The sequence below is a fragment of the Hyphomicrobium sp. MC1 genome (genome assembly GCF_000253295.1).
GTDB lineage: Bacteria > Pseudomonadota > Alphaproteobacteria > Rhizobiales > Hyphomicrobiaceae > Hyphomicrobium_B.
Genome location: NC_015717.1, coordinates 1212147 through 1232692, shown reverse-complemented (window position 1 = coordinate 1232692; position 20546 = coordinate 1212147). Strand labels below are relative to the sequence as shown.

Annotated in this window: 23 protein-coding genes; 9 read left to right on the top strand and 14 right to left on the bottom strand. The window is 59.2% G+C overall.

Annotated elements, in window-relative coordinates; translation table 11 throughout:
* Nucleotides 1-164 precede the first annotated feature (164 nt).
* Both HYPMC_RS24145 and HYPMC_RS05995 read right to left on the bottom strand, forming a co-directional pair.
* On the bottom strand, nt 165-512 hold the full coding sequence (locus tag HYPMC_RS24145) for a hypothetical protein (protein WP_155831194.1): 348 nt from the start codon (nt 510-512) through the stop codon (nt 165-167).
* Nucleotides 513-882: 370 nt separating this feature from the next.
* Nucleotides 883-1953 (bottom strand): energy transducer TonB, encoded by a 1071-nt coding sequence (locus HYPMC_RS05995; RefSeq protein ID WP_013946946.1) that lies wholly within the window; start codon nt 1951-1953, stop codon nt 883-885.
* A 212-nt stretch (nt 1954-2165) separates the two neighbouring features.
* On the opposite strand from HYPMC_RS05995, the gene HYPMC_RS05990 reads away from it, so the two are divergent.
* Complete coding sequence (locus HYPMC_RS05990) at nt 2166-3002, top strand: DUF72 domain-containing protein (RefSeq protein WP_013946945.1); 837 nt, start codon at nt 2166-2168, stop codon at nt 3000-3002.
* Nucleotides 3003-3040: 38 nt separating this feature from the next.
* On the opposite strand, the gene msrB is transcribed toward HYPMC_RS05990, so the two are convergent.
* The 3 genes from msrB to HYPMC_RS24470 form a co-directional block, all read right to left on the bottom strand.
* Nucleotides 3041-3457, bottom strand: coding sequence for a peptide-methionine (R)-S-oxide reductase MsrB (msrB, locus tag HYPMC_RS05985; RefSeq protein ID WP_024275596.1), 417 nt, complete (start codon nt 3455-3457; stop codon nt 3041-3043).
* 44 nt (nt 3458-3501) lie between these two features.
* Nucleotides 3502-3768: a hypothetical protein gene (locus HYPMC_RS05980; RefSeq protein ID WP_013946943.1), complete on the bottom strand. Its 267-nt coding sequence runs from the start codon at nt 3766-3768 to the stop codon at nt 3502-3504.
* Between the two features lie 78 nt (nt 3769-3846).
* Nucleotides 3847-4245 (bottom strand): hypothetical protein, encoded by a 399-nt coding sequence (locus tag HYPMC_RS24470; RefSeq protein WP_013946942.1) that lies wholly within the window; start codon nt 4243-4245, stop codon nt 3847-3849.
* Nucleotides 4246-4555: 310 nt separating this feature from the next.
* On the opposite strand from HYPMC_RS24470, the gene HYPMC_RS05970 reads away from it, so the two are divergent.
* Nucleotides 4556-4840: a hypothetical protein gene (locus HYPMC_RS05970; protein ID WP_013946941.1), complete on the top strand. Its 285-nt coding sequence runs from the start codon at nt 4556-4558 to the stop codon at nt 4838-4840.
* Between the two features lie 83 nt (nt 4841-4923).
* Here HYPMC_RS05970 and HYPMC_RS05965 read toward each other — a convergent pair whose 3' ends face one another.
* Entirely contained in the window at nt 4924-5343 is a 420-nt protein-coding gene (locus HYPMC_RS05965; RefSeq protein ID WP_013946940.1) for a hypothetical protein, read from the bottom strand.
* A 328-nt stretch (nt 5344-5671) separates the two neighbouring features.
* Here HYPMC_RS05965 and HYPMC_RS05955 point away from each other — a divergent pair, with 328 nt between their 5' ends.
* Complete coding sequence (locus HYPMC_RS05955) at nt 5672-6091, top strand: hypothetical protein (protein WP_050976754.1); 420 nt, start codon at nt 5672-5674, stop codon at nt 6089-6091.
* Here HYPMC_RS05955 and HYPMC_RS05950 read toward each other — a convergent pair.
* The gene (locus HYPMC_RS05950; protein WP_013946938.1) at nt 6088-6402 is read right to left on the bottom strand and encodes a hypothetical protein; all 315 of its coding nucleotides are present in this window, start codon (nt 6400-6402) and stop codon (nt 6088-6090) included. The genes HYPMC_RS05955 and HYPMC_RS05950 overlap by 4 nt on opposite strands.
* Nucleotides 6403-6596: 194 nt before the next feature.
* On the opposite strand from HYPMC_RS05950, the gene HYPMC_RS05945 reads away from it, so the two are divergent.
* Both HYPMC_RS05945 and HYPMC_RS05940 read left to right on the top strand, forming a co-directional pair.
* Nucleotides 6597-7007: a thioesterase family protein gene (locus HYPMC_RS05945; RefSeq protein WP_013946937.1), complete on the top strand. Its 411-nt coding sequence runs from the start codon at nt 6597-6599 to the stop codon at nt 7005-7007.
* Between the two features lie 73 nt (nt 7008-7080).
* Nucleotides 7081-8265, top strand: a complete 1185-nt coding sequence (locus HYPMC_RS05940) for a DUF1134 domain-containing protein (RefSeq protein WP_013946936.1) — start codon at nt 7081-7083, stop codon at nt 8263-8265.
* 63 nt (nt 8266-8328) lie between these two features.
* Here HYPMC_RS05940 and HYPMC_RS05935 read toward each other — a convergent pair whose 3' ends face one another.
* The 3 genes from HYPMC_RS05935 to HYPMC_RS05925 form a co-directional block, all read right to left on the bottom strand.
* Nucleotides 8329-9156, bottom strand: coding sequence for a L,D-transpeptidase (locus tag HYPMC_RS05935; RefSeq protein WP_013946935.1), 828 nt, complete (start codon nt 9154-9156; stop codon nt 8329-8331).
* Nucleotides 9157-9381: 225 nt separating this feature from the next.
* The gene (locus HYPMC_RS05930; RefSeq protein ID WP_157135404.1) at nt 9382-10836 is read right to left on the bottom strand and encodes a deoxyribodipyrimidine photo-lyase; all 1455 of its coding nucleotides are present in this window, start codon (nt 10834-10836) and stop codon (nt 9382-9384) included.
* 48 nt (nt 10837-10884) lie between these two features.
* Nucleotides 10885-12558, bottom strand: coding sequence for a tetratricopeptide repeat protein (locus HYPMC_RS05925; protein ID WP_013946933.1), 1674 nt, complete (start codon nt 12556-12558; stop codon nt 10885-10887).
* Between the two features lie 177 nt (nt 12559-12735).
* Here HYPMC_RS05925 and HYPMC_RS05920 point away from each other — a divergent pair, with 177 nt between their 5' ends.
* Nucleotides 12736-13308 (top strand): thioesterase family protein, encoded by a 573-nt coding sequence (locus HYPMC_RS05920; protein ID WP_013946932.1) that lies wholly within the window; start codon nt 12736-12738, stop codon nt 13306-13308.
* Nucleotides 13309-13322: 14 nt separating this feature from the next.
* Here HYPMC_RS05920 and HYPMC_RS05915 read toward each other — a convergent pair whose 3' ends face one another.
* Nucleotides 13323-14870, bottom strand: coding sequence for a bifunctional ADP-dependent NAD(P)H-hydrate dehydratase/NAD(P)H-hydrate epimerase (locus HYPMC_RS05915; protein ID WP_013946931.1), 1548 nt, complete (start codon nt 14868-14870; stop codon nt 13323-13325).
* 296 nt (nt 14871-15166) lie between these two features.
* Between HYPMC_RS05915 and HYPMC_RS05910 the strand changes: the two genes are divergently transcribed.
* Both HYPMC_RS05910 and glnA read left to right on the top strand, forming a co-directional pair.
* Nucleotides 15167-15505: a P-II family nitrogen regulator gene (locus HYPMC_RS05910; RefSeq protein WP_013946929.1), complete on the top strand. Its 339-nt coding sequence runs from the start codon at nt 15167-15169 to the stop codon at nt 15503-15505.
* Nucleotides 15506-15612: 107 nt separating this feature from the next.
* A complete protein-coding gene (glnA, locus tag HYPMC_RS05905) occupies nt 15613-17022 on the top strand; it encodes a type I glutamate--ammonia ligase (protein ID WP_013946928.1) in 1410 nt (469 codons plus the stop codon).
* 64 nt (nt 17023-17086) lie between these two features.
* On the opposite strand, the gene HYPMC_RS05900 is transcribed toward glnA, so the two are convergent.
* Both HYPMC_RS05900 and HYPMC_RS05895 read right to left on the bottom strand, forming a co-directional pair.
* A complete protein-coding gene (locus HYPMC_RS05900; RefSeq protein WP_013946927.1) occupies nt 17087-17395 on the bottom strand; it encodes a hypothetical protein in 309 nt (102 codons plus the stop codon).
* A 98-nt stretch (nt 17396-17493) separates the two neighbouring features.
* The gene (locus HYPMC_RS05895) at nt 17494-18675 is read right to left on the bottom strand and encodes an MFS transporter (protein WP_013946926.1); all 1182 of its coding nucleotides are present in this window, start codon (nt 18673-18675) and stop codon (nt 17494-17496) included.
* A gap of 73 nt (nt 18676-18748) precedes the next feature.
* On the opposite strand from HYPMC_RS05895, the gene HYPMC_RS05890 reads away from it, so the two are divergent.
* Nucleotides 18749-19420, top strand: a complete 672-nt coding sequence (locus HYPMC_RS05890) for a TetR/AcrR family transcriptional regulator (protein WP_013946925.1) — start codon at nt 18749-18751, stop codon at nt 19418-19420.
* Nucleotides 19421-19435: 15 nt separating this feature from the next.
* On the opposite strand, the gene HYPMC_RS05885 is transcribed toward HYPMC_RS05890, so the two are convergent.
* Entirely contained in the window at nt 19436-20542 is a 1107-nt protein-coding gene (locus tag HYPMC_RS05885) for a pyridoxal phosphate-dependent aminotransferase (protein WP_013946924.1), read from the bottom strand.
* Nucleotides 20543-20546: the final 4 nt, after the last annotated feature.

Sequence of the window (20546 nt, the reverse complement as noted above, 5' to 3'; positions counted from 1 at the left end):
AGCCACATGCACATGAGACGCAAAAAATATCCGAAACATATCAGCGCGTTACCAGCTCCACGATCGGCAACAACAGCCTGGCGCTTAATGCTCGCGATCGTACTTTGTGAGAATGCCAATTAAATTGGAAAGCATGCTTGCCTGAACATTAAGATTTGCCCGTTTCAAATCATGCCGGTCAAAGCGGCTTCCGAACGGCTAAGATTCGCTAGGCCATTGGCGCCAGTTGCCTTCAGCCCAGCACGGAACAAGCTCGACGTTTCCGGCGTTGCTTCCGCATTCACATGCGTATCCAGACAAATCGCAATCGACCACGGGAGATGATCATGAAAGTCGTCGCGCTTGGAATATGCATTGCCGCACTCGCGCTCGGAGCTTGCCGCAGGGAAACGCCGGAATATGCGCCAATGAAGCTCGGAGGCACGAATACGGCTTCGGATGCCGTGCAGCAGCAATAAGTGTCCGTCCCCCTTCTCCAAAACACATAACGAAAAGAAGCTCTGCAGCGTCACGGCCACTCTCAGCGGGTGTCGGTGACGCTGCTTCACTTTGGCTATTGTGGCCGAGCCTGAGTCGAACTTAGCCTCATGGCAACGTCATAAGAAACTTCTTCGGGATCGCCCAGGACCGTACGATTGGCAGTTTGTCTGCCATCGCAACAACCTGTTGGAGCGATCATGAGCGAGAAGACCGACGTGACCTTCCTCTTAGCTCTCCTCATCCTGACAGTCGTCGGACTGGTCATTTCGTCGGCCACACACGCCGAAGAACTGCTTGCCGCGACGCTGCCTGCCTGATTTCGCGTAATACCAAGACAGCGGACAAATTCCGCGGGTCTGTCGCAAGCCGAGCGATGGCCACGAACCATCGAGTTCGGCGGCTTCAATCGTAGATGTAAGTCACGATGAATGTGCGGTCGGCCTCATTCGAGCCCGCCGGCGGAATAGGATAGCTCGTCTGCTTGGCCGCAAAGACGACATCCTGATTAAGCGATGGATCCTTGGATCCAGCGAGCATCTTCACGAAAATCACGTTGCCGCTGTCGGACAGAAAAATTCGAACGGTCACACGGCCGAGCGTATTCGAGAGCTGCGGCATGGTCTGCTGGAGCGCCCGAATCACCGCCCTCGCGAAAGCATCGTTGAGGCCCGAGCGAGTGATGCCCGGAGGGCGCTGGAATGCAGCCGCGCCACCGCCGCCGCTGAAACTCGGAGCCAGGGCCTGCGTCGATAAATCGAGCGCAGCCACCTTCTTCTGAGCCTTCGAAGAAGACTTTTTCGCTGCCTTACTCGTACTCGGCTTCTTGTTCGCGCGCTTCGTATCTTCTTTGGGTTGCGGTTTCGGCTTCGGCTCGTTCGCGCTTTGCAGTTTCGACGGATCCTGATCGTCGAGCGAGAAGAGGTCCGGCGGCTGGCTATCCGGGCTCGTATCGTCCTGCTTGGCGACCTGGTCTGGCTTGGCCGGGTCCGTATCCTGAGGAACGTCCGGTTGCGGCTGATCCGGCGGCTGCGGCGTATCTTGAGCCTGCGGCTCCGGCGGAGGCTGCTGCGGTTCGGGCGGCTGCGGCTCTTGCTTAGCCTGCTCCTGCTGAGGCGGAGTCGGAGGTTGCTGCTTCTCCGGCGGCTGCTGAGGCTCGGGCTTGGCCTTCTGCTCCTGCTGCGTCGGCGCAATCGGCCCCGGCGGCGGCGAAACTTCGTCGGCGACCGTCGCCCGGCTCTTGAGATCTTGCTCGGTTACAAGAGAAACGCTGATCGCGTCATCCGCTCCATTTTCGGCGCCAAGACGCTTGGCGCCTCCGCTGCTAACCGCGCTGATCAAAAACGAAGCGTGCAGCAGAAGCGCGACGCCCAGCGCGATATAAAAATTCCGCTCGCGCTTCGACGCGCCCGCACCCCAAGGTACGAAGCCCGCAATGGAAAGACCGGCCGTTTGCCCCACGTTCTCGGCAGTCATGTGCCTAATGCTGATCCCAACGGCGCAAGATTACAACGCTTGCCCCAAGCGCTGTCACCAATGATAAATGATCGGCGAAAAAACGCCGAGATGCCGTGCCCGCGATTATCCGTGCATGCGCCCCGAGGTCGCGGGAAAAACAAGAACTTGCCCAGAATTATGGCGATTCGCTGAACACGGCGATTCCGTCCTCGATATATGGAAGGCCAGCTATGGCGCGCAAAGCCGAAACAGCCCGCAACGGCACGATCCGGGCCGGTATCGGAGGCTGGACATTCGAGCCCTGGCGCGGCGTTTTCTATCCCGACGGCTTGGCGCACGCGAAAGAACTGGAATACGCCAGCCGCCATCTCGCCACGATTGAAGTGAACGGCACATACTATCGGACGCAAAAACCCTCGACGTTCGCAAGCTGGGCAAAGGCGACGCCACCCGATTTCATTTTCACATTGAAGGGTCCGCGTTACGCCACGAACCGCCGCATTCTTGCGGAAGCTGGAGATTCGGTCTCTCGTTTCATCGATTCCGGCGTCGCCGAGCTGGGAGGCAAGCTCGGACCGCTCCTTTGGCAGTTTGCCCCGACAAAGAAATTCGATGAAAGCGACTTCGGCGCCTTCCTCGAACTTTTACCGAAAAAAGTCGGCAAGCGACCACTGAAGCACGCCGTCGAAGTGCGGCATGCTTCGTTTTGCACGCCGTCGTTCGTTACCTTGACCCGCGAGCATGCGGTCGGCATCGTCTTCGCCGATCACGCGACTTATCCGGCCATCGCCGACGTGACGGCCGACTTCGTTTATGCTCGGCTTCAGACGGGACAAGACACGGTGCCCACCGCCTACAAGCCGAAAGCTCTCGATCAGTGGGCGGCGCGCGCAAAAATATGGGCCGACGGTGGCACGCCCGACGACCTGCCGGTCATGGCGCCAAAGGACAAGGCCCCGAAAACGCCACGCGACGTGTTTGTCTATTTCATTCACGAGGGAAAGATACGCGCTCCCGCTGCCGCGATGGCTTTTCAGAAACGCGTGACACCGGACGGCAAGTCCTGACAGCCTGCCTATCACGCGAGCCGTCTTAAAAAGGCTCACTACTTACTTTCGGGCTTGGGTGCCTCTTCATCGAGATTGAGGCAAACCGAATTGATGCAATAGCGCTTGCCGCTATCCGTCGGACCGTCGTCGAAAACGTGACCAAGGTGCGATCCGCACCGCGCACATGTGATCTCGGTGCGCACCATCCCGTGAGATGTATCGGTGTGATATTCGATAGCGCCCGGCAGCGCTTCATCAAACGAAGGCCAGCCCGAACCGGAATCGAACTTGGCATCGGAGGAAAATAGCGGGTTACCGCAAGCCGCGCAGGTGAACGTTCCATCGCTCTCGGAATGCAGGTACTCGCCGGTAAAGGGCGGTTCAGTGCCCTTTTCGCGCAAGATCCGATATTGCTCCGGCGTCAAGAGTTTCCGCCACTCGGCCTCGTCGGCCGGCATCGATTTTTTATCCATGCCGCATATATCGGCCAACTGCGGCCGCCCTTCAAGACCGCCGCTCAGTCGTAATAGCGATCGCGATAGCGCTCTCGTAACCAGAGCCGGCGCAGATCAATCCGGCGGGGCGGCGGCGGCCCGTACTGTGGGTAAAAGCCGCTGGGCGCACCGTAGCGTCTCAACTGCTCCATATCGTACCGGCTGGCGACGCCGGCACGGTACATGGCGCGCGCATGTTCGACATCGAAGATCGATTGCGCTTTCGCCTCGGTGGCGACGAATGCCAACGGCGACAGAGCGATAAGAACAGCACGCGCAATCGGTTTCATGTAACTTCTAAATGCTCCTGCGGTCGGCAGTTAAGCCGCCGACTCATTCGGACAATTTGGGCACCACGGCCTGAAGTATCAATAACCTGGACAGATGCGCGCGCGATACCTGCGGCTGTAGTAGCAGGTCGGATAATCCGGATAGTAGTAATCATCGTAATAATAGTCGTCATAATACGGGTAATAGCCGCCATAGTAGGGATACCCGCCGTAGAAGCCGTAACCCCAGCCCCTACCGCGCCAGTATCCGCCGCGCCAGTGGCGGCCGCCGCCGCCCCAGTGGCCGCCACCTCCGCCCCAGTGACCTCCGCCGCCACCGCCCCAGTGGCCGCCACCTCCGCCATGCGTCAGGACAATACCGGTTGGCTTGCCAAACGCGACCGCAGCTAACCCGCCAGGCGCCGCGGTCGCGGCACCCGACATACCGACGATTGCCACCAGCAAAGTGCTAGCAAGCAGATGTACGAAGCGAAGCATGAACGCTCTCCGATCTGGAACCGCGCCTTAAATCCGCCGGTCCCGTTCGTCGCTAGCTAGCCGCAGCATGGGCGACGTCCGCTCATTATATCCCGGCTTCACTGAACGATGTTGCCGAAGCTGCGAACATAGTGATCAACTTGCTTTGAGGATCGGGCGCTAGAAAAGCTCACCTCGTTGATAAGCTAACGATGCGCGAACGCCTCGCCCCTGCCACGTTGCCGATGCGAATCTGATAGAAAGGGAGAATAAATCCGGGGCTCCGTGGCGATCGCCGTGCCCCTTCGCCTAAGCAATACGGGAGCAAACCATGTCGGACCGGACACAACTCGCTATTGGCCGCAATTCCATATCCGTACCACGGCTGACCAAACGGCTGGTCGAAGCCGTTATCGCCACCGCCCTGACGTCGCTCGTCGCGTTCGTGGTTCTCGTTCTCAATAACGTCCTGACGAACCGCGGCGGATGGATTGAAGGCTTCAACGTCTGGCAGTCCTTCATGCGCCAGCCCGCTATTCTCGGCACCATGCTTTTGACATCACTCGTAACGGTGCTGTTTTTGTCCTGGCAGCGCGAGCGCGAAATGAAACGCTGAGACGGGGCTGATACCTTCTCCGAAACGAAAAACGGCGAGATGAAAATCTCGCCGTTGTCATGTCTGCAGCAGAACGGGCAAAGTTACTTCTTCAGGGCCGCGTTACACTGACTGTAGTAACCGCCGCCCTTTTGAATCCACTTGAGGCCGCCATTGCCGCCGTTCGCCTTGTTAGCCTTGTACTGATCAAGGCACGTATGCATCCGAGCCCGGCCCGCGCTTTCCTTGGCATACTTCGTATCGACCGCCTTCGGAAAAATGGCGCCGGAAGCAGCTTTCGTCGTCTCGACTTTCGCAGCCGGCTTTTCTTCCGTCGTCGTCGCAGCTCCAGCGCATTCCTTTTTGCGGAATTCCGCCCAGGTCTGTCCGTTCAACGTTCCAGCGGACTTCGCAGCCTGATATTTCACGCTGCATTCCTTGGTCGAAAGAGCGAAGCTTGGGCTGGCGCCGGTGACGGCAAGAGCGGCGAACGCAGCCGCATATAAAGCAATGCGTGAGGTCATGTGATGTCTCTCTCCTAGGGACGGCGCACGGGCAAGCTCAACCCATAATACGATGATATCGCCGCCAGCCGGCAAGCTCAAAGACAGGATAGCGCCTTCGATCGCCAATTGCGAAGATAGGGTATATGAGGTTGATGGATTTGCCGAAATGCAAATCGCTTCGACTTACAAAAAAGTATATGCATTTGATGGCATTCTTCGCATCGTCGCCCGCGCGGACTTCCATCCGGCACCATCCGCACGCGCTGCAATTCGACGATAAGTTGCCGGGGCAATCAACAAGGCCTGGAGGATCCCGATGGGCTTGAGGCGGCCAAAAAGCCTTTCCATGCTGCTCTTTCTGGCTCTGGCCGGACTGCTGGCCGACGATAACTCTGCCACGGCGGCTGATCCGCCCAAGGATCTTCTGACGGCCACGCGCACCGCCATAGCCGCCACCAATCTGACGCCTTACGACATCGGTTCCCGCTACGCCCAGGCCCTGGGCGCATCTGAAACCTGCCCCGGCGGCAAGCTGACGGACAAAGCGGCCGTTCTTCCGTCCGTTTACAACGGCCCCGAACTCGATGTTTTCAACGCCCAGGAAAAGAAGATTTACGACGCCTGGATGCGCGCCAAGCACTGCGCCCAAGATGATCCCTCGAACCAATGCAAGCTGGTCATTGACGAAAGCTGCGCCGCTGCGGTTTCCGAAATCGGCCCATCGGGATCAGCCTTCCCTGGCCTGTTCGAAATCACCCGTCCCTAGCGCTTAACTACTGCGCCGCGATCCCGCTGCCACGTCCGTGCCAGCAGGGCGAAGACTTCTATTACGGTCCAGACGACCAGCACGGCCGTCAGGATCAGGAATGCGATCTGCCCGAGGCTCGCGGTCAGCAACAAATCCGTGAGCAGTGGACCAAAGTCGATGCCATGCGCTGTGCACGGTTCCATCGCAGCATCATTGATCTCGCAGCCGAGCGTCGAGGCCAAAAGCGCCGCCGCCGCAATCCCCGAAAACGGCGCAAGAGCGAGCACAATCGAAAACGCGATCATGAACGAGCGAAAGCGAAGCAGCACGCAGCCATCCTGAATATCGCCTGAATAACTCTACCGAGCGAACGTCATAATTAGCTAGACGTGCTCCTGCGGCTTTGGGCAGCGCGTTCCGAAAAGCTGGTTAACGCTAGCCCTGTTTACGAGCGTCACCAATCCTATTGATCATTCGAGCGACGCCCCTTAATGGCCGTTCCAGACGAGAAGGAGCGTAACGGATGGCCGATCTTTCGCAGTTGCGCGCTGGACTAAGCGGCACGGCAAGCATGCTTGTCACTGATGAGCGCCTCGCAACGCGTGTCGGAAGTGGAAATGTGCCTGTCTTCGCGAGCCCGATGCTGATCGCCGCGATCGAAGCGGCAGCGGTCGACTGCCTTGATGGTTTCCTGCCGCAAGGCCACGAAAGCCTCGGCGTACACCTGGATGTGACACACACTTCGCCGACGCCGATTGGCTATACGGTAACCGCGACCGCAACGGTCAAATCTGTCGATGGCCGAAAAATCACGTTCGACGTTTCGGCAACCGATGGCATTGATCGAATAGGATCGGGAACGCACACTCGGATTATCGTTGACACCGCCCGGTTCATGGCGCGCATTGCCGCAAAATCTGCGTCACGACCGTAACAACGGCTTCTGCTCGTTTTCGCAAGACCGACGATCGCCCGGCACTGGCGACTGATATTGGAGCTGCAAAGCCATGCGATCGACGCTTGCATTCATTGCCATGATGGCGGCATTGCTGACAAACGTGCCGCGCGCCGTCGCCGCAACCTGCACGGCAAATGACTTCGCCGCAGCCGTCGATCAGTCGGGCGCAAGTCTGCGAACCTTGACGCTCGAAGTGCAACCCAAGCTGCAGGAGCGCCTCAAACGCTATAAGCAGGCGTTGCAGTTGCCCGACACCGATGACGAGAATCTGGCTCTCAACGCCATCGACGACCCGAAGCTCGAAGAATTCGACAAGAAGAGCAGCCAGCTGCTGCTTACCGTCGATTCTCTCGGCCGCATACCCGACGGCGAAGAACCCGACTGCGCCAAGCTCGAAGAACTGAAAATGGCGGCGGCCGAACTCAATACCGTCATCAAGGCGAAGTCGGATTATATGCTGAAGCGCCTCGATGAGAAGATCGCCGCAGCAAAGCGCAACGCTCCGCCACCGGCGACAGCGCAGGCCACCCCTCCCGTTCCAGCGCCCTCTCCCGCAACGCCGCCAGCGGCATCCGCCGCAAAGAAACCTTCCCCGCCCGCCGTTGTGGCCAAGAAGCCGGCCGTCAAAGCCACGCCACACACATCTCAAGGCTGGGCCACGCGCACACACCCGGATGAGGCCACGCCGCCGCCGGCTGTTGCAATGCGAGAGCCGACACCCATTCCCAATCTGCCGCCACCGGAAGAGGAAGGCTATTCGATCGAAGAAATCCGCGACGTCACGCGCGGGTTCTTCGGATCGATTTCGACGAACTTGGCTGCCGTCATCGAGCATGCCTTCAAACAGTCGGGACGCCCGACGGCCTACGTCCTCGGCGTCGAAGGCGGCGGCGCGTTTCTCGCGGGTCTTCGCTTCGGCAAAGGCACCTTGTTTATGCGTTCCCAACCTGGAACGCGGGAAGTTTATTGGCACGGGCCTTCGGTTGGCACCGACTTAGGCGCCTCTGGCTCGCGCACACTTTTCCTCATCTACCGCATGGATAATGCGAACGATATCTATCGGAATTTCACAGGCGTCGACGGATCGGCATATTTTGTCGGCGGCGTCGGCGTGACCTTGCTGAAGGGCGGCCCCGTTATCATGGCACCAATTCGATCCGGCGTTGGCATGCGTCTGGGCGCCAATATCGGCTACCTTCGGTTCACCGAACAGCCGACTTGGAACCCGTTCTAATCGCCGACAACAAAAAAGGCCCGCAAATCGCGGGCCTTTTCAATTATGGAACGGTTTGACGTATCAGTTTGCGCCGTAGGCGTAGCCCGAATACTTCTTCCCTTTCGGCCTCTTGTAGTAATACGTGCCGTCCTTCGCCTGATAGACCTTCGTGCGAACGCCATCGATATAGACATAGCGTGTTTTCTTGCCGTTCGCCTTGGCGGACTGCGGACCGCCAAAGATGTTGCCCCAGAACGAGCTGCTGCCGCCATTGCTCGCGTAATCATCGTCATCGTGCGAGTCGCGACGCGCGACGGCGTTATCACCCCAATTCGGGCGTCCATGCACGCTGACGCGCGTGCGCATCATTCCGTGGCGCTGAACGAGATCGTAGAAAATTTTGGCATTCGACGGCGCCAAGCGAATGCAGCCGTGCGACGCCGGACGGCCGAGCGCAGCCATATGATATGTTCCATGAACGGCAACGCCGCCGTTGATAAAAACAGCGTTCGGCATGGGCGCATTGTCGTATTTCTTCGAATACCACATTCGCGACGTCCATTGCGGGTAGAAGTTGCCCGTCGGCGTCGCATACTGCTGTGTCCCGGACGAGATACGCCAGCGATAGCGCGGCTCGCCATTGACCGAAACGCTCATCGTTTGCCGAGAAAGATCAATGGATGCGGTGAGTGTCGGCGGAAGCGGCCGCGGCTTGGCGACCGGCTCCTTCTTCGCCTCGACGGTCACAGGCTCTTTCGCTCCTTCGGCCTTGCCAAAGTATGTCGTCGTGCCCGACTGCGTCTCGGTGGTCGTCGATGCCCCGTTCGCCGGTGCTTCACTCGGCGCGGCCATGGCCGCAACCGACGGAGCGGCAAACAAAATTGCCGCCAACATCATCCTACGCAACATGATAGCTCCCTACGCAATACGCTTATTGCCCGCATAATACGGCGAAAACGCCCCAACGTTAATGGGAATTACCAATAAATCGCCCCCCGTACAGGACTGCGGCTCATCTAGCTTACGAAACGGTTTCGAGGTTCGTCGTGAGCATTTCAAAATCACGCACCTGCAAAGCTTCTCTTCAAGGATTCATGTGCAACGACGTTAAATGTCGGAAGTCGCCTCGTATTTTCAACCTCGCTTGCTCGATTTCACGCGGTCATACGCCGTCAGCGCGCGAGCGCGCGCCTCTTTATGGTCCACGATCGGAAACGGATAATTTTTCCCGATAGCGACTCCCGCGCGTTTCAGCGTCGTCGCATCGGCCGCCCATGGCTTGTGAATATCGGCAGAGGGTAAGCGTTGAAGCTCCGGAACCCAGCGGCGAACATAGTCGCCATCAGGATCGAATTTCTCGCCCTGCAAGACAGGATTGAAAATACGGAAGTAAGGCGCCGCATCTGCACCGCAACCGGCAACCCACTGCCAATTCGCAGCGTTGTTTGCGAGATCGGCGTCGACGAGCGTGTCCCAGAACCACGCCTCGCCTGATGTCCACGGTAGAAGCAGGTGCTTGGTCAAAAAAGACGCCGCAATCATGCGCGCCCGGTTGTGCATATATCCCGTAGCCCAGAGTTCGCGCATTCCGGCATCGACGACGGGATATCCCGTTAAACCGCGCTGCCACGCCTTGAGGTTAGCCGACGACTTCGCCCAGGGAAACGCCGCAAACTCATCGCGCAATGGTTCATCCGGCATCTGCGGAAATTGAAAGAGCAGCGCGTAACTGAACTCGCGCCATGCAAGCTCTTTGAGAAATGTTTCGACGGCGCCATCGCTGCTGTGAGTTTGATGCGATGCCTCCGCTGCTGCGCGCCAGCACGCCGCCGGAGAAATTTCACCGAATGCAAGATGCGGCGAAAGTCGCGACGTCCCCTCCGCATTAAGCCGATCGCGTCCGTCATCGTAATTTGAAAGACCCTCGCTGACGAAATTTTTAAGACGCAACTGCGCGCCACGCTCGCCGGGCCGCCACGCCTCAGCCAAACCTCCCGACCAATCCGGTTTCGTCGGCGCGAGCTTCCAGTCGGAAATATCGTCCGATGCAATCGCGTCCGGCACCGGGCCAAGATGACGTGGCGCCGCCAGTGCTTTTGGCGCTGAAAACTCTTTCCTGAAGACGCGCCAGAACGGCGTGAAGACCTGATAGGCTGCGCCGGACGATGTGCGCAAATCTTCCGGTTCCCTCAGCAAACGACCGCCGAAGCGTTTGAAGACCACACCCGATCCACCGAACGACTTATGGAGCTTTTCCTCCAACCCCTTGGCCCAGGGCTCATAACCGCGAGTGACGTAAACTGCCGTTGCACCGCTCTCATCGACGAGACGTTTCAAAATACTTTCCGTATCGCCTCGACGCAAAATCAGGCGTGCGCCACGCTGCGCAATGTCGTGGCTCAACGCTTCCAGACTTTTCGCCAGCCACCACCGCGATGCACCGCCCAGCTTCCAACACCCCGCAGCCGCATCATCGAGAACGAACAGCGCAATGACCGGTCCACCCCGCTTTACCGCAGCGGTCAACGCGGGGTGATCGCAAAGCCGGAGATCATTACGAAACCAGACGATCGTCGCGCTCTCGGTCATCAGCAGCATCCCCATTGCGCCGCCGTCATTGCGGCGACGCGCTGGCTATCAGAACCCGAAGAGCAATTGGAAGAAAGATTTCGGCTTGGAGCGTCGCTGCTGCCGCTCCGCTCGCGCCCCGTCTGCGTACGTCTGATCGCGATTGCCGACGACCGCAACATTCACCGGATGAAGTTGATATTCGTCGGTGACTCCATCCACGCTTGCGATCTGCAGACGATCGCCATCCCACGTCCACGACGCGACGCGCGAACCCTGCCGATGCGGCTCGATTGCCAAAACCTTGCCGCCGCCGATATAGATGATCGCGGCAAGCTCGGTGTCTTCCGGGCCGTTTTTCCCGTGAACCGTGCCGCCTGAAAAACGCAGGATGCCGTAACCCGCGTAAGGCGGCTTTTGCACTTCCCACGACAACAGCCTCGGCAGCCCTTCACCTGTCATCTCCAGCGGCACGCGTATTTGCGGATAGTCGACGCTGGTTGCGAAATAATCTTTGCCGTGCAGCACGACATGCCATTTATCGATATCCAGCGATGGCACCGGCTTGTCCTCGACATCGTCTGGCGCCGCACCCAGTCGCTGCAGCGCATCCGACGCAAATTGCCAGCTCGGACGAAGCTGCAAGGCGTGGCGCAAATCCGTAATGGCCGTATCGGCCTGGCCATTGGCTTCTTCGATTTCGCCACGCGCCCAGAGCGCTTCAGGCGAATTGGTATCGAGTTTGATTGCCGTCTCGACGTCCTTGGCGCCGATATCCGGCTGGCCGTTCTGCTTATAGATGTACGCCCGGAACGCGAACGCCACCGGCGAGCGCGGATCGAGTTCGATCGCGCGATTGAGGTCAGAATTCGCGTCGTCAAAGGCTTCCGCCACACCGTTGGCAAGCCCGCGCCCTTCGTATCCCGCGCTCGATTTGGGATCGAGTTCGATGGCGCGCGAAAAATCCTTGATGGCCGACGCCGCATTGCCGCTGATCAGATAAGCGTATCCTCGCACCACATAAAGCTCGCCATTATTAGGATCAAAGGCGATGGCGCGAGACAGATCTTCGATCGCATCGTCACGTTGCCCAACGGCCATGCGCGCCTCTGCTCGATTGCGATAGGCCGCCGCAAAACGCGCATCGGCGCTGACGGCGCGCGAGAAATCGCGAATGGCAGCGTGTGGCTTGCCGACAGAGAGATAGGCAAGTCCGCGTCCCGATAGCGGCGGCGCGCTCGCGGGCATCAACTCGATCGCCTTGGTGAAATCCGCCAGCGCTGCAGCCGACTGGCCGAGCTTCATCCTCGCATTGCCGCGGTTCGAATAGGCGGCGGCAAAGCTCGGCGCCAGAAGCAGAGCACGATCGAAATCCTTCATCGCCTCTTTCAACTGGCCGAGCGCCAGAAGAAGATTGCCTCTATTGTTGTATGCGACCGGATACTCGGGGAAAAGCTCGACGGCGCGATTGTAGTCCTCAAGCGCAGCCTTGGTCTCGCCAAGACGCACGTTGGCGACAGCGCGATCATTGAGAATCGTCGCGCGCCGGTCGTTGGGCAGCCCTGTATCCTTGAGCGCTGCCGTATAAGTTGCAACAGCCTTCTCCGCGTCGCCCCGAATGAGCAACGTCGCGCCTTCCTCGACCGGCGAAGGCGCGGTGATGGCATCAGCCGCGAGCGCAGGTGCCCCCGCCAGAGGCGAAGCCATGAGCAGCCACACCGGAAATGCCCGAAAGCTTTTCATGCGCCGAGCCAAACCCTCTTTGGTTCGTCAGATTCGCGATTCATAATTGCACAGGCGATATCGTGCCATTGTGGCCCGCCGACGGGCAATCGCCAAATGAGATCGCGGCAGACCGCGCAGTTGACGTATAGGTAAAGGCTGCTTAGGTCTCAATGCCTACATTTCGGAAACCGGCGCATGAACCTTTGGTTCAGACTGATATGGGTCTTAATGACGGCACGCCGCCGAGGGCCTCTCTCGCTGCCCAGCGAAACATCCAAGTTGTGGTTTCGCGTCTGGCCGCACGATCTCGATATTTCGATCCATATGAACAACGGCCGCTATCTGACGCTGATGGATCTCGGTCGCCTTGATGTGCTCGTCCGGTCCGGCCTTTGGCGGCTGGTTTTGCGCCATCGTTGGACACCGATCGCCAGCGCAATCACCATCCGCTTTCAACGCGAGCTGCGGCCTTTTCAAAAATTCCGCCTCGAAACGCGGCTTCTCTGCTGGGACGCGGCACTTGTCGTCATGGAGCAGGTCTTCGTTATCCATGGCGGCCCGCGCGACGGACAGCCCGCAACGCGCGCCTTATTCAAAGGCGGCCTTTACGACCGCAAAGAAAAGAAGTTCGTCGAGATCTCCCGGCTGATGTCCCTCCTCGGCGTCTCGGAGGTCAGCCCACCCGCTACGCCGGAAGTCGAAGCATTCCTACATGCCGACGATCAGCTCAAGCAGGCCGGACGAACCGCCATGAGTTCCAGCGCCTGACGCAACCGATCCGGTCAGACGCGCTCCGTAAACAATCGCTGCAGCACCTTAGGCAGAACGTCAGGCAAGTCCTCGGCGATCAAGCCCATGCCAAACGCGTTGGCTGCCTCTCCGTGCAACCAGACGGCAGCACAGGCGGCTTCGAAAGGCGGCATGTGCTGGGCCAAAAGCCCCGTCACGAGGCCGCCGAGAACGTCACCAGACCCGGCCGTGGCAAGCCAAGGCGGCGCATTGGAATTGACGGCGGCGCGACCGTCCGGCGCGGCGATGACGGTATCGGCGCCTTTCAGAATGACGAACGCGCCTGAGAGCTTCGCCGCCTCGCGAGCGCGATCAATCTTCGAACCCGGAAGCTCTCCGAACAAACGCTTGAATTCACCCTCATGCGGCGTCATCGCGACGGGTGCCGGCCGTTTCTTGATGGCGGCAAATAGCGTCTCGCGACCATGCGGATTATCGCCGTTCCGTGCCAGAAATCCCATGCTGGCTTCGCTGCGCGGCTTTTCTCCTGTATCCGAGAATGAGGTCAGCGCGTCCGCATCGAGCACGACTGAAGCCGATGATCGAAGCACGGCCAAAACGTCATCTGCCGTCTCTGGCCCAACAGACGCGCCTGGACCGATCAACACCGCGTTGCGACGGGTATCGCGAAGAAATTCCGACAACGCCGTGGCGCCTGAAACCGATCGCACCATGATCGAGGTGATCTGCGTCGCGATGATTGCCGTTGCAGCAGCGTTGCCGACGAGCGTGACGAGCCCAGCGCCGACCCGCAGCGCCGCGCGCGCACCAAGACGCGCTGCCCCCGTTTGCAATGCCGGTCCCGAGACGACGACCGCATGTCCACGGTCGTACTTATGGCCGCCATCCTTCGGCCAGTTGAAATGATCGACCCAAAGCGGCAGGCCGTTCTCGTGCAGCTTCGGCTTCAACGTCTCGAGCACGCGCTCCGGAATGCCTATATCCGCAACGATAACCTCACCGCAGAGCTGCCGCCCTGGCATCAGCACATGCCCCGGCTTCTTGCGGAAGAATGTCACCGTCCGGCGCGCTTGAACAGCAACGCCGCGCACCTCGCCGCTCGTCCCATCGAGCCCGCTCGGCACGTCGACGGAAAGGACAGGCAGACCGCTGGCGTTGACGGCGCGAACGAGTTCCGCCGCCTCCCCTTCAAGAGGCCTCGACAGGCCCGCACCAAAAAGGGCGTCGATGACCAGATGCATGCTTTGCAGGGCATCCGGGGTTGCCGGGCGAACGACGAGCGGCCAACGCCGAGCCATCTCGGCCGCGTCACCTTTGAGCGCATCTCTGTCCCCGAGCAGAAAAAGCCGGACGTCCCAACCCTTGTCACGTAGGTGCCGGGCTGCAACGAACCCGTCACCGCCATTGTTTCCCGGGCCGCAAAGCACCGCCACGCGCCGGTCCGGACCCCAGACCATGCCAAGCGCCGCCTCGGCCACCGCCTGCCCAGCACGCTCCATGAGGCTGATCGTGGCGACACCGGCCTCGGCCGCCAGACGGTCGGCTTGTCCCGCCTCCGACGTCGTCAGCAATTCATTCATATCCGCTACCTGAACCCCTGCTGTTGCTCCGCCTCCGGCGACTGCCTGGAAATTCAGCGCCTAAAAGCCACTCACCGTCGTTGAGAAAAATCAGCATAAAAAATGTGCAGCCAGCATGCATTTAAGGCTTACTAAACAGCGGCTGACCATCTAAGAAGCCATCACGACACGCTAAGCCAATGACATATGTAATGTTTCTCGAGAACGTCGCAGGTGGCACGGCCTCTGCTAGCCTTCGGGCCGCTGGGCAGGCGTGGGGTACGACCGACATGCTGTCCAAGATCTAAGGGGCGAAAATGAAAAAGATTGAAGCGATTATAAAGCCCTTCAAGCTCGATGAAGTAAAAGAAGCGCTACAAGAAATCGGCTTGCAAGGCATCACAGTTATCGAGGCGAAGGGCTTCGGACGGCAGAAGGGTCACACCGAGCTGTATCGAGGGGCGGAATACGTGGTCGATTTCCTGCCGAAAGTGAAGATCGAAGTCGTCTTGAGCGACGACATGCTGGAAAAGGCCATCGAGTCCATTCAAAAGGCCGCGAAGACCGGCCGGATCGGTGACGGCAAGATCTTTATCTCGTCCATCGAAGACGCTATTCGCATCCGGACCGGCGAATCCGGTCGCGATGCCATTTGATCGATAAACGAACTATAAAAAAGACTGTCACGCTTGAACCGGCCTCAACCGGCTAAACGATTTGGCACGCGTGAACTTTAACGGAATGCCTAGGCATGGGAGTGTCTATGAAAAATGCAAATGACGTCCTGAAATTCATCAAGGACAAGGAAGCGAAGTTCGTGGATTTCCGATTCACGGACACCAAGGGCAAGATGCAGCACGTCACGGCCGACGTCAGCTGCGTCGATGAAGGCGTCTTCTCTGATGGTTATGCCTTCGACGGGTCTTCGATCGCCGGGTGGAAATCGATCGAAGCCTCCGACATGACGCTGATGCCGGATCCGGCAACGGCTCACGTCGATCCGTTCTTCGCCCAGACGACCGTCGCGATCTTCTGCGACGTTCTCGAACCCTCAACCGGCCAACCCTATGAGCGCGACCCGCGTTCGGTCGCCAAGAAGGCCGAGGCCTACATGATGTCGCTCGGCATCGGCGACAAAGTCTATTTCGGACCGGAAGCCGAATTCTTCATCTTCGACGACGTCCGCTTCACCACTGACATGTATTCGATGGGCTATCAGATCGACTCCAGCGAGCTGCCCTCGAACACCGGTACGATCGTTGAATCCGGCAACCTCGGCCACCGTCCGCGCGTGAAGGGCGGCTATTTCCCGGTCCCGCCGATCGACAGCGCTCAAGACATCCGCTCCGAGATGCTCTCAGTCCTTTCGGAAATGGGCGTCACCGTCGAAAAGCACCACCACGAAGTCGCTGCTGCCCAGCATGAGCTCGGCGTGAAGTTCGGCCCGATGATCACGATGGCCGATCACATGCAGATCTATAAGTACGTCGTGCACAACGTGGCCCAGGCCTACGGCAAAACGGCGACGTTCATGCCGAAGCCGGTCTTCGGCGACAACGGCTCGGGCATGCACGTTCACCAGTCGATCTGGAAGGGCGGCCAGCCGATGTTCGCCGGCGACAAGTACGCCGACCTCTCGCAGATGTGCCTCAACTACATCGGCGGCATCCTGAAGCACGCGAAGGCGATCAACGCTTTCACCAATCCGCTGACCAACTCATACAAGCGCTTGGTGCCGGGCTTCGAGGCGCCTGTGTTGCTGGCCTATTCGGCGCGCAACCGCTCGGCTTCGTGCCGCATTCCGCACGTTTCAAGCCCCAAGGCCAAGCGCATCGAAATCCGCTTCCCGGATCCGGGCGCCAACCCCTACTTCGCATTCACGGCGATGTTGATGGCTGGCCTCGACGGCATCCAGAACAAGATCGATCCGGGTCCCGCCATGGACAAGAACCTCTACGATCTGCCGCCGGCTGAGCTGGCGAAGATCCCGACGGTATCGGCTTCGCTCCGCGAAGCGCTCGACAGCCTCGACAAGGACCGCGACTTCCTGAAAGCGGGCGGAGTCATGAACGACGACATGATCGACGCCTACATCGCGCTGCGCATGGAAGAGAACATGCGTTACGAGATGACGCCGCATCCGGTCGAGTTCGACATGTACTACTCGGTCTGAGGATCGAGCCACATTTCAATGCTTCGAGAGGCGGTCTGTCGGGCCGCCTCTTTGCATTTTGAACTCAATAGAAAACCAGAACGCCAGCGCAGATCGCGATGAGCGCATAGTAGAAGAACTTCTGCTCGCGGATCAAAAACCATGTCACGATCCGGCGCGGGATATCCGACCAGTTGAAGCGGCCGATGGCGCCGAGCGTCAAGCCTAGACCCAGCCCCACGGCCAAAGACCCAAATTGCAGACCTTCGGTCAGCGAACGCACGCTGTCGGGAACATGGGCCGACAGCCAAGGAGTCAACGCAAAAAAGGCCGCCGCAGCCATCACGCCGAAGGCAAGCACGGAAAAGAACGACAGGACGGATCGCACGAACATGGGCAATCTCGCTAAAAACGCATGATTGTGAAGCTTGAGCGAGACTAGCGTCAGTACGCAAACAAACAATTAACCATGATCGGGACGCCAGCAGACGGCTATCGCCGCTGGTTGCGCCGGTCCTTGCACTCCACCCTTATCATCAAGGCGCCCGCGATCGCCATGACCGCGATGACGATCACGACGAATCCCTGGATGGGATGGTCGGTCATGGCGATGCCCGCAAAGATCGGTCCAACGAGAGAACCGCACTGGTACATGACGATGTAAGCAGCGTTTACGGCCGCAAGGTCGCCCTCGCCGTCTCGCTCGCCAATAGTCGCCAGTCCAAGCGCATAAAAGCCAAGGATGACACCTCCGATCAGAAAAGCCGTCACGACGGCTGCAATCGTGTTTTGCAGGGCCAGCGGCAACGCTAACGCCAGCAGAATGAAGATGCCTACGGAAGAAATCGTCAGCGCAAAGCGAGACGTCTTGTCTGACAGCCAGCCGAGCGGAAACTGCAACGCCACACCGCCGACAGTCGTAACCGTGACCAGCGCAAGGGCCGCATCTTGGCTCCAGCCCGCCGCCAAGGCCACGTTCGGAATGAGCGACAGGATGGTCACCTCCGAAAAACCACCGATGAATCCGGAGATCATGACACCCGGAGCCGACCAGAATGCCGTGACGATATTATGCGCGTCGTCATGAATGAAATCCGGGGCGAGCTTTCGCCCGAAGACGATCGGCAATCCCGATAAAATCGTGAGCGCGGCTCCGGCGATGAAAGGTCCCGGACCGACGAGACCAAGCACCTGCAGAAAGATCGGACCGATCGCGTAACCGGAAAAGAAGCCGATGGCGTAGACCGCGATCACGCGCCCTCGCGTCTCCTCCTTCGAAACAGAATTGATCCATGTTTCGCCCGCGAGCCACGGAACGGCAAAGCCCGCACTCATGATGAGCCGGGTGGCTATCCAAGCCCACGGCGATTGAAACAGACCCAGCGCTAGGAAGCCAAGCGCGCCGATGATGCAGCCGCTCGCGATCGCATTCACTGGCCCGATCTTGGTGATAAGCCGCGGCGCGATCGGCAGCACCAACAGGATCGCCAAACCGGGCACCGCACCAGCCAAGCCGATCAGCCAGTTCGGCTGGCCCCAAAGTTCGAACGTCAGCGCCGTTAGCGGAAAACCGACGCCAAACGAGATCCCCACGCCAAATGACGTAGAGATGATCGCAGCAAGGCTTAATATCCTTTCGCGCGAACTAAACTCGCGTTCCGTGACGGCCGACATGCCCATCCCCACATTTCAACAGTGTTGGAATAGCGCTTGACTTGATCACCTGCAAGGGACAATTTCAACACTGATGAAAACACCTCACACACGAGGGCAAAGGGGGCTGATCGCAGCCGATCTGGTCCAGGCTGCGCTTTTGGAAATCGAGCGAACCGGGCTTGAGGGCTTCAGCCTGCGCTGTGCCGCGCGCGCCGTCGGCTGTGACGTCGCGACTTTGAGCTACCATTTTGGCTCCAAGGAAGGTCTCGAACGCGCCGTCGCCGACCGTCTTCAAGGCAGTGTCGAGGCACCGGAACGAGAACTCCCCTGGCAAATTCGCTTCATCGAAACGGCAAAGGCCTATCGCAATCTCGCGAGACAATTTCCGAACGCCTTCCCCCTGCTTTTGAGATTTTGGACCAGTGGGCCGATCGATCTGCAATTGGCCGAGGAATGCTATCAGACCCTCCTCGATGCCGGCGTCCCTGAAGCAGAAATTCCGGCCCTAAGCTTCGCCACCTACGCCGCAATTCTCGGCATTTGCGCCGGCGAAATCGGAGGCCTTTTGCAAAAGCCTAGCGCCGAGGCATTGCGCGAAGTCGAAGAGCAAAGTGGTTTGCCGTTGACGAAAAAACTGCTGCCCATATTCGCGCGTTTGAAAGACGACGATGTCTTCGATGCCGCAATATCCAATTTAATATTTGGCATCGAAGCGCAGGTCGCAAAACAACGGACACCGTCATCCACAGTCCCCCAGGATTAAGGGCGGCGCTCGCCGCTACGCGTTCACACGCGCGAGGACATCAGCGATTGCACCTGCAAAAATATCGAGATCTTCGTCTCGCCCGCACGAAACGCGGATGAACGGATCGAGCCCCTTCGCGACGGGTTTACGAACGAAGACGTCCCGCTCCAGAAGTCCGTTCAAGACGCGCGTCGCAAAGGCGCCATCGCCGCCACAGTCGATGGCGACGAAACTCGCCGCCGACGCCAGAGGTCTCAAGCCATTTTCGATAGCGATCGCGGCGATCCTCTCGCGGGCCGTAGCAATCTGCGAGACTGCTGTCCTGAGATAGTCCTGATCGAGCAGTGCGGCTCGCGCGCCAAGCTGGCCAACGCGATTGATACCGTAGTGATTGCGCACTTTGTCGAACGCTTCGATAGTGCTGCGCTCACCGAGGGCATACCCGATCCGCGCACCTGCAAGCCCGTACGCCTTCGAAAACGTCCGATACCGCACGACCTGCGGATTGGAGACATCGATGGCCGGTGCGGTTCCGATCGGCGCGGTATCGCAATAAGCTTCATCAAGAACGAGCAACGTCCGTGGCGGCAACTCTGTGATAAACGCGTCGATCTGATCCGCCGTCCACCATGTCCCCATCGGACTGTTCGGGTTGGACACATAGATTAACGGCGCTGAGATCGCCGCCGCCGTCTCGATCAGGCGTGGAACATCTTCGCGAAAATCGCGCATGGGAAGAGCGTGCACATTGCTGCCATGTGCTTTGACGTGAAAGTTGAACGTCGGATACGCACCATCAGTCGTAACGACATTGCTGCCGGGCGTCAGTAACAGCGAACATGTCAGGCCAAGCAGCCCGTCTATGCCCTCGCCGACCACGACACACTCGATCGGGACGCTGTGATACGCCGCAATGGCGGCACGCAATTCGTAGTTCTCGGGATCGGCGTACATCCAGTTGCCTGCCGCCGCCTCGCGCATGACGGCAATGGCCTTTGGCGACGGCCCGAAAATGCTCTCATTCGCGCCAAGGCGCGCCTTGAACGGCCGCCCTCGAGCCCGTTCCATCGCTTCCGGCCCGACGAATGGCACGAGCTTCGGCAAGGCTTCGATTGTCGGCGTAAACGGAGGACGGGACATGGAT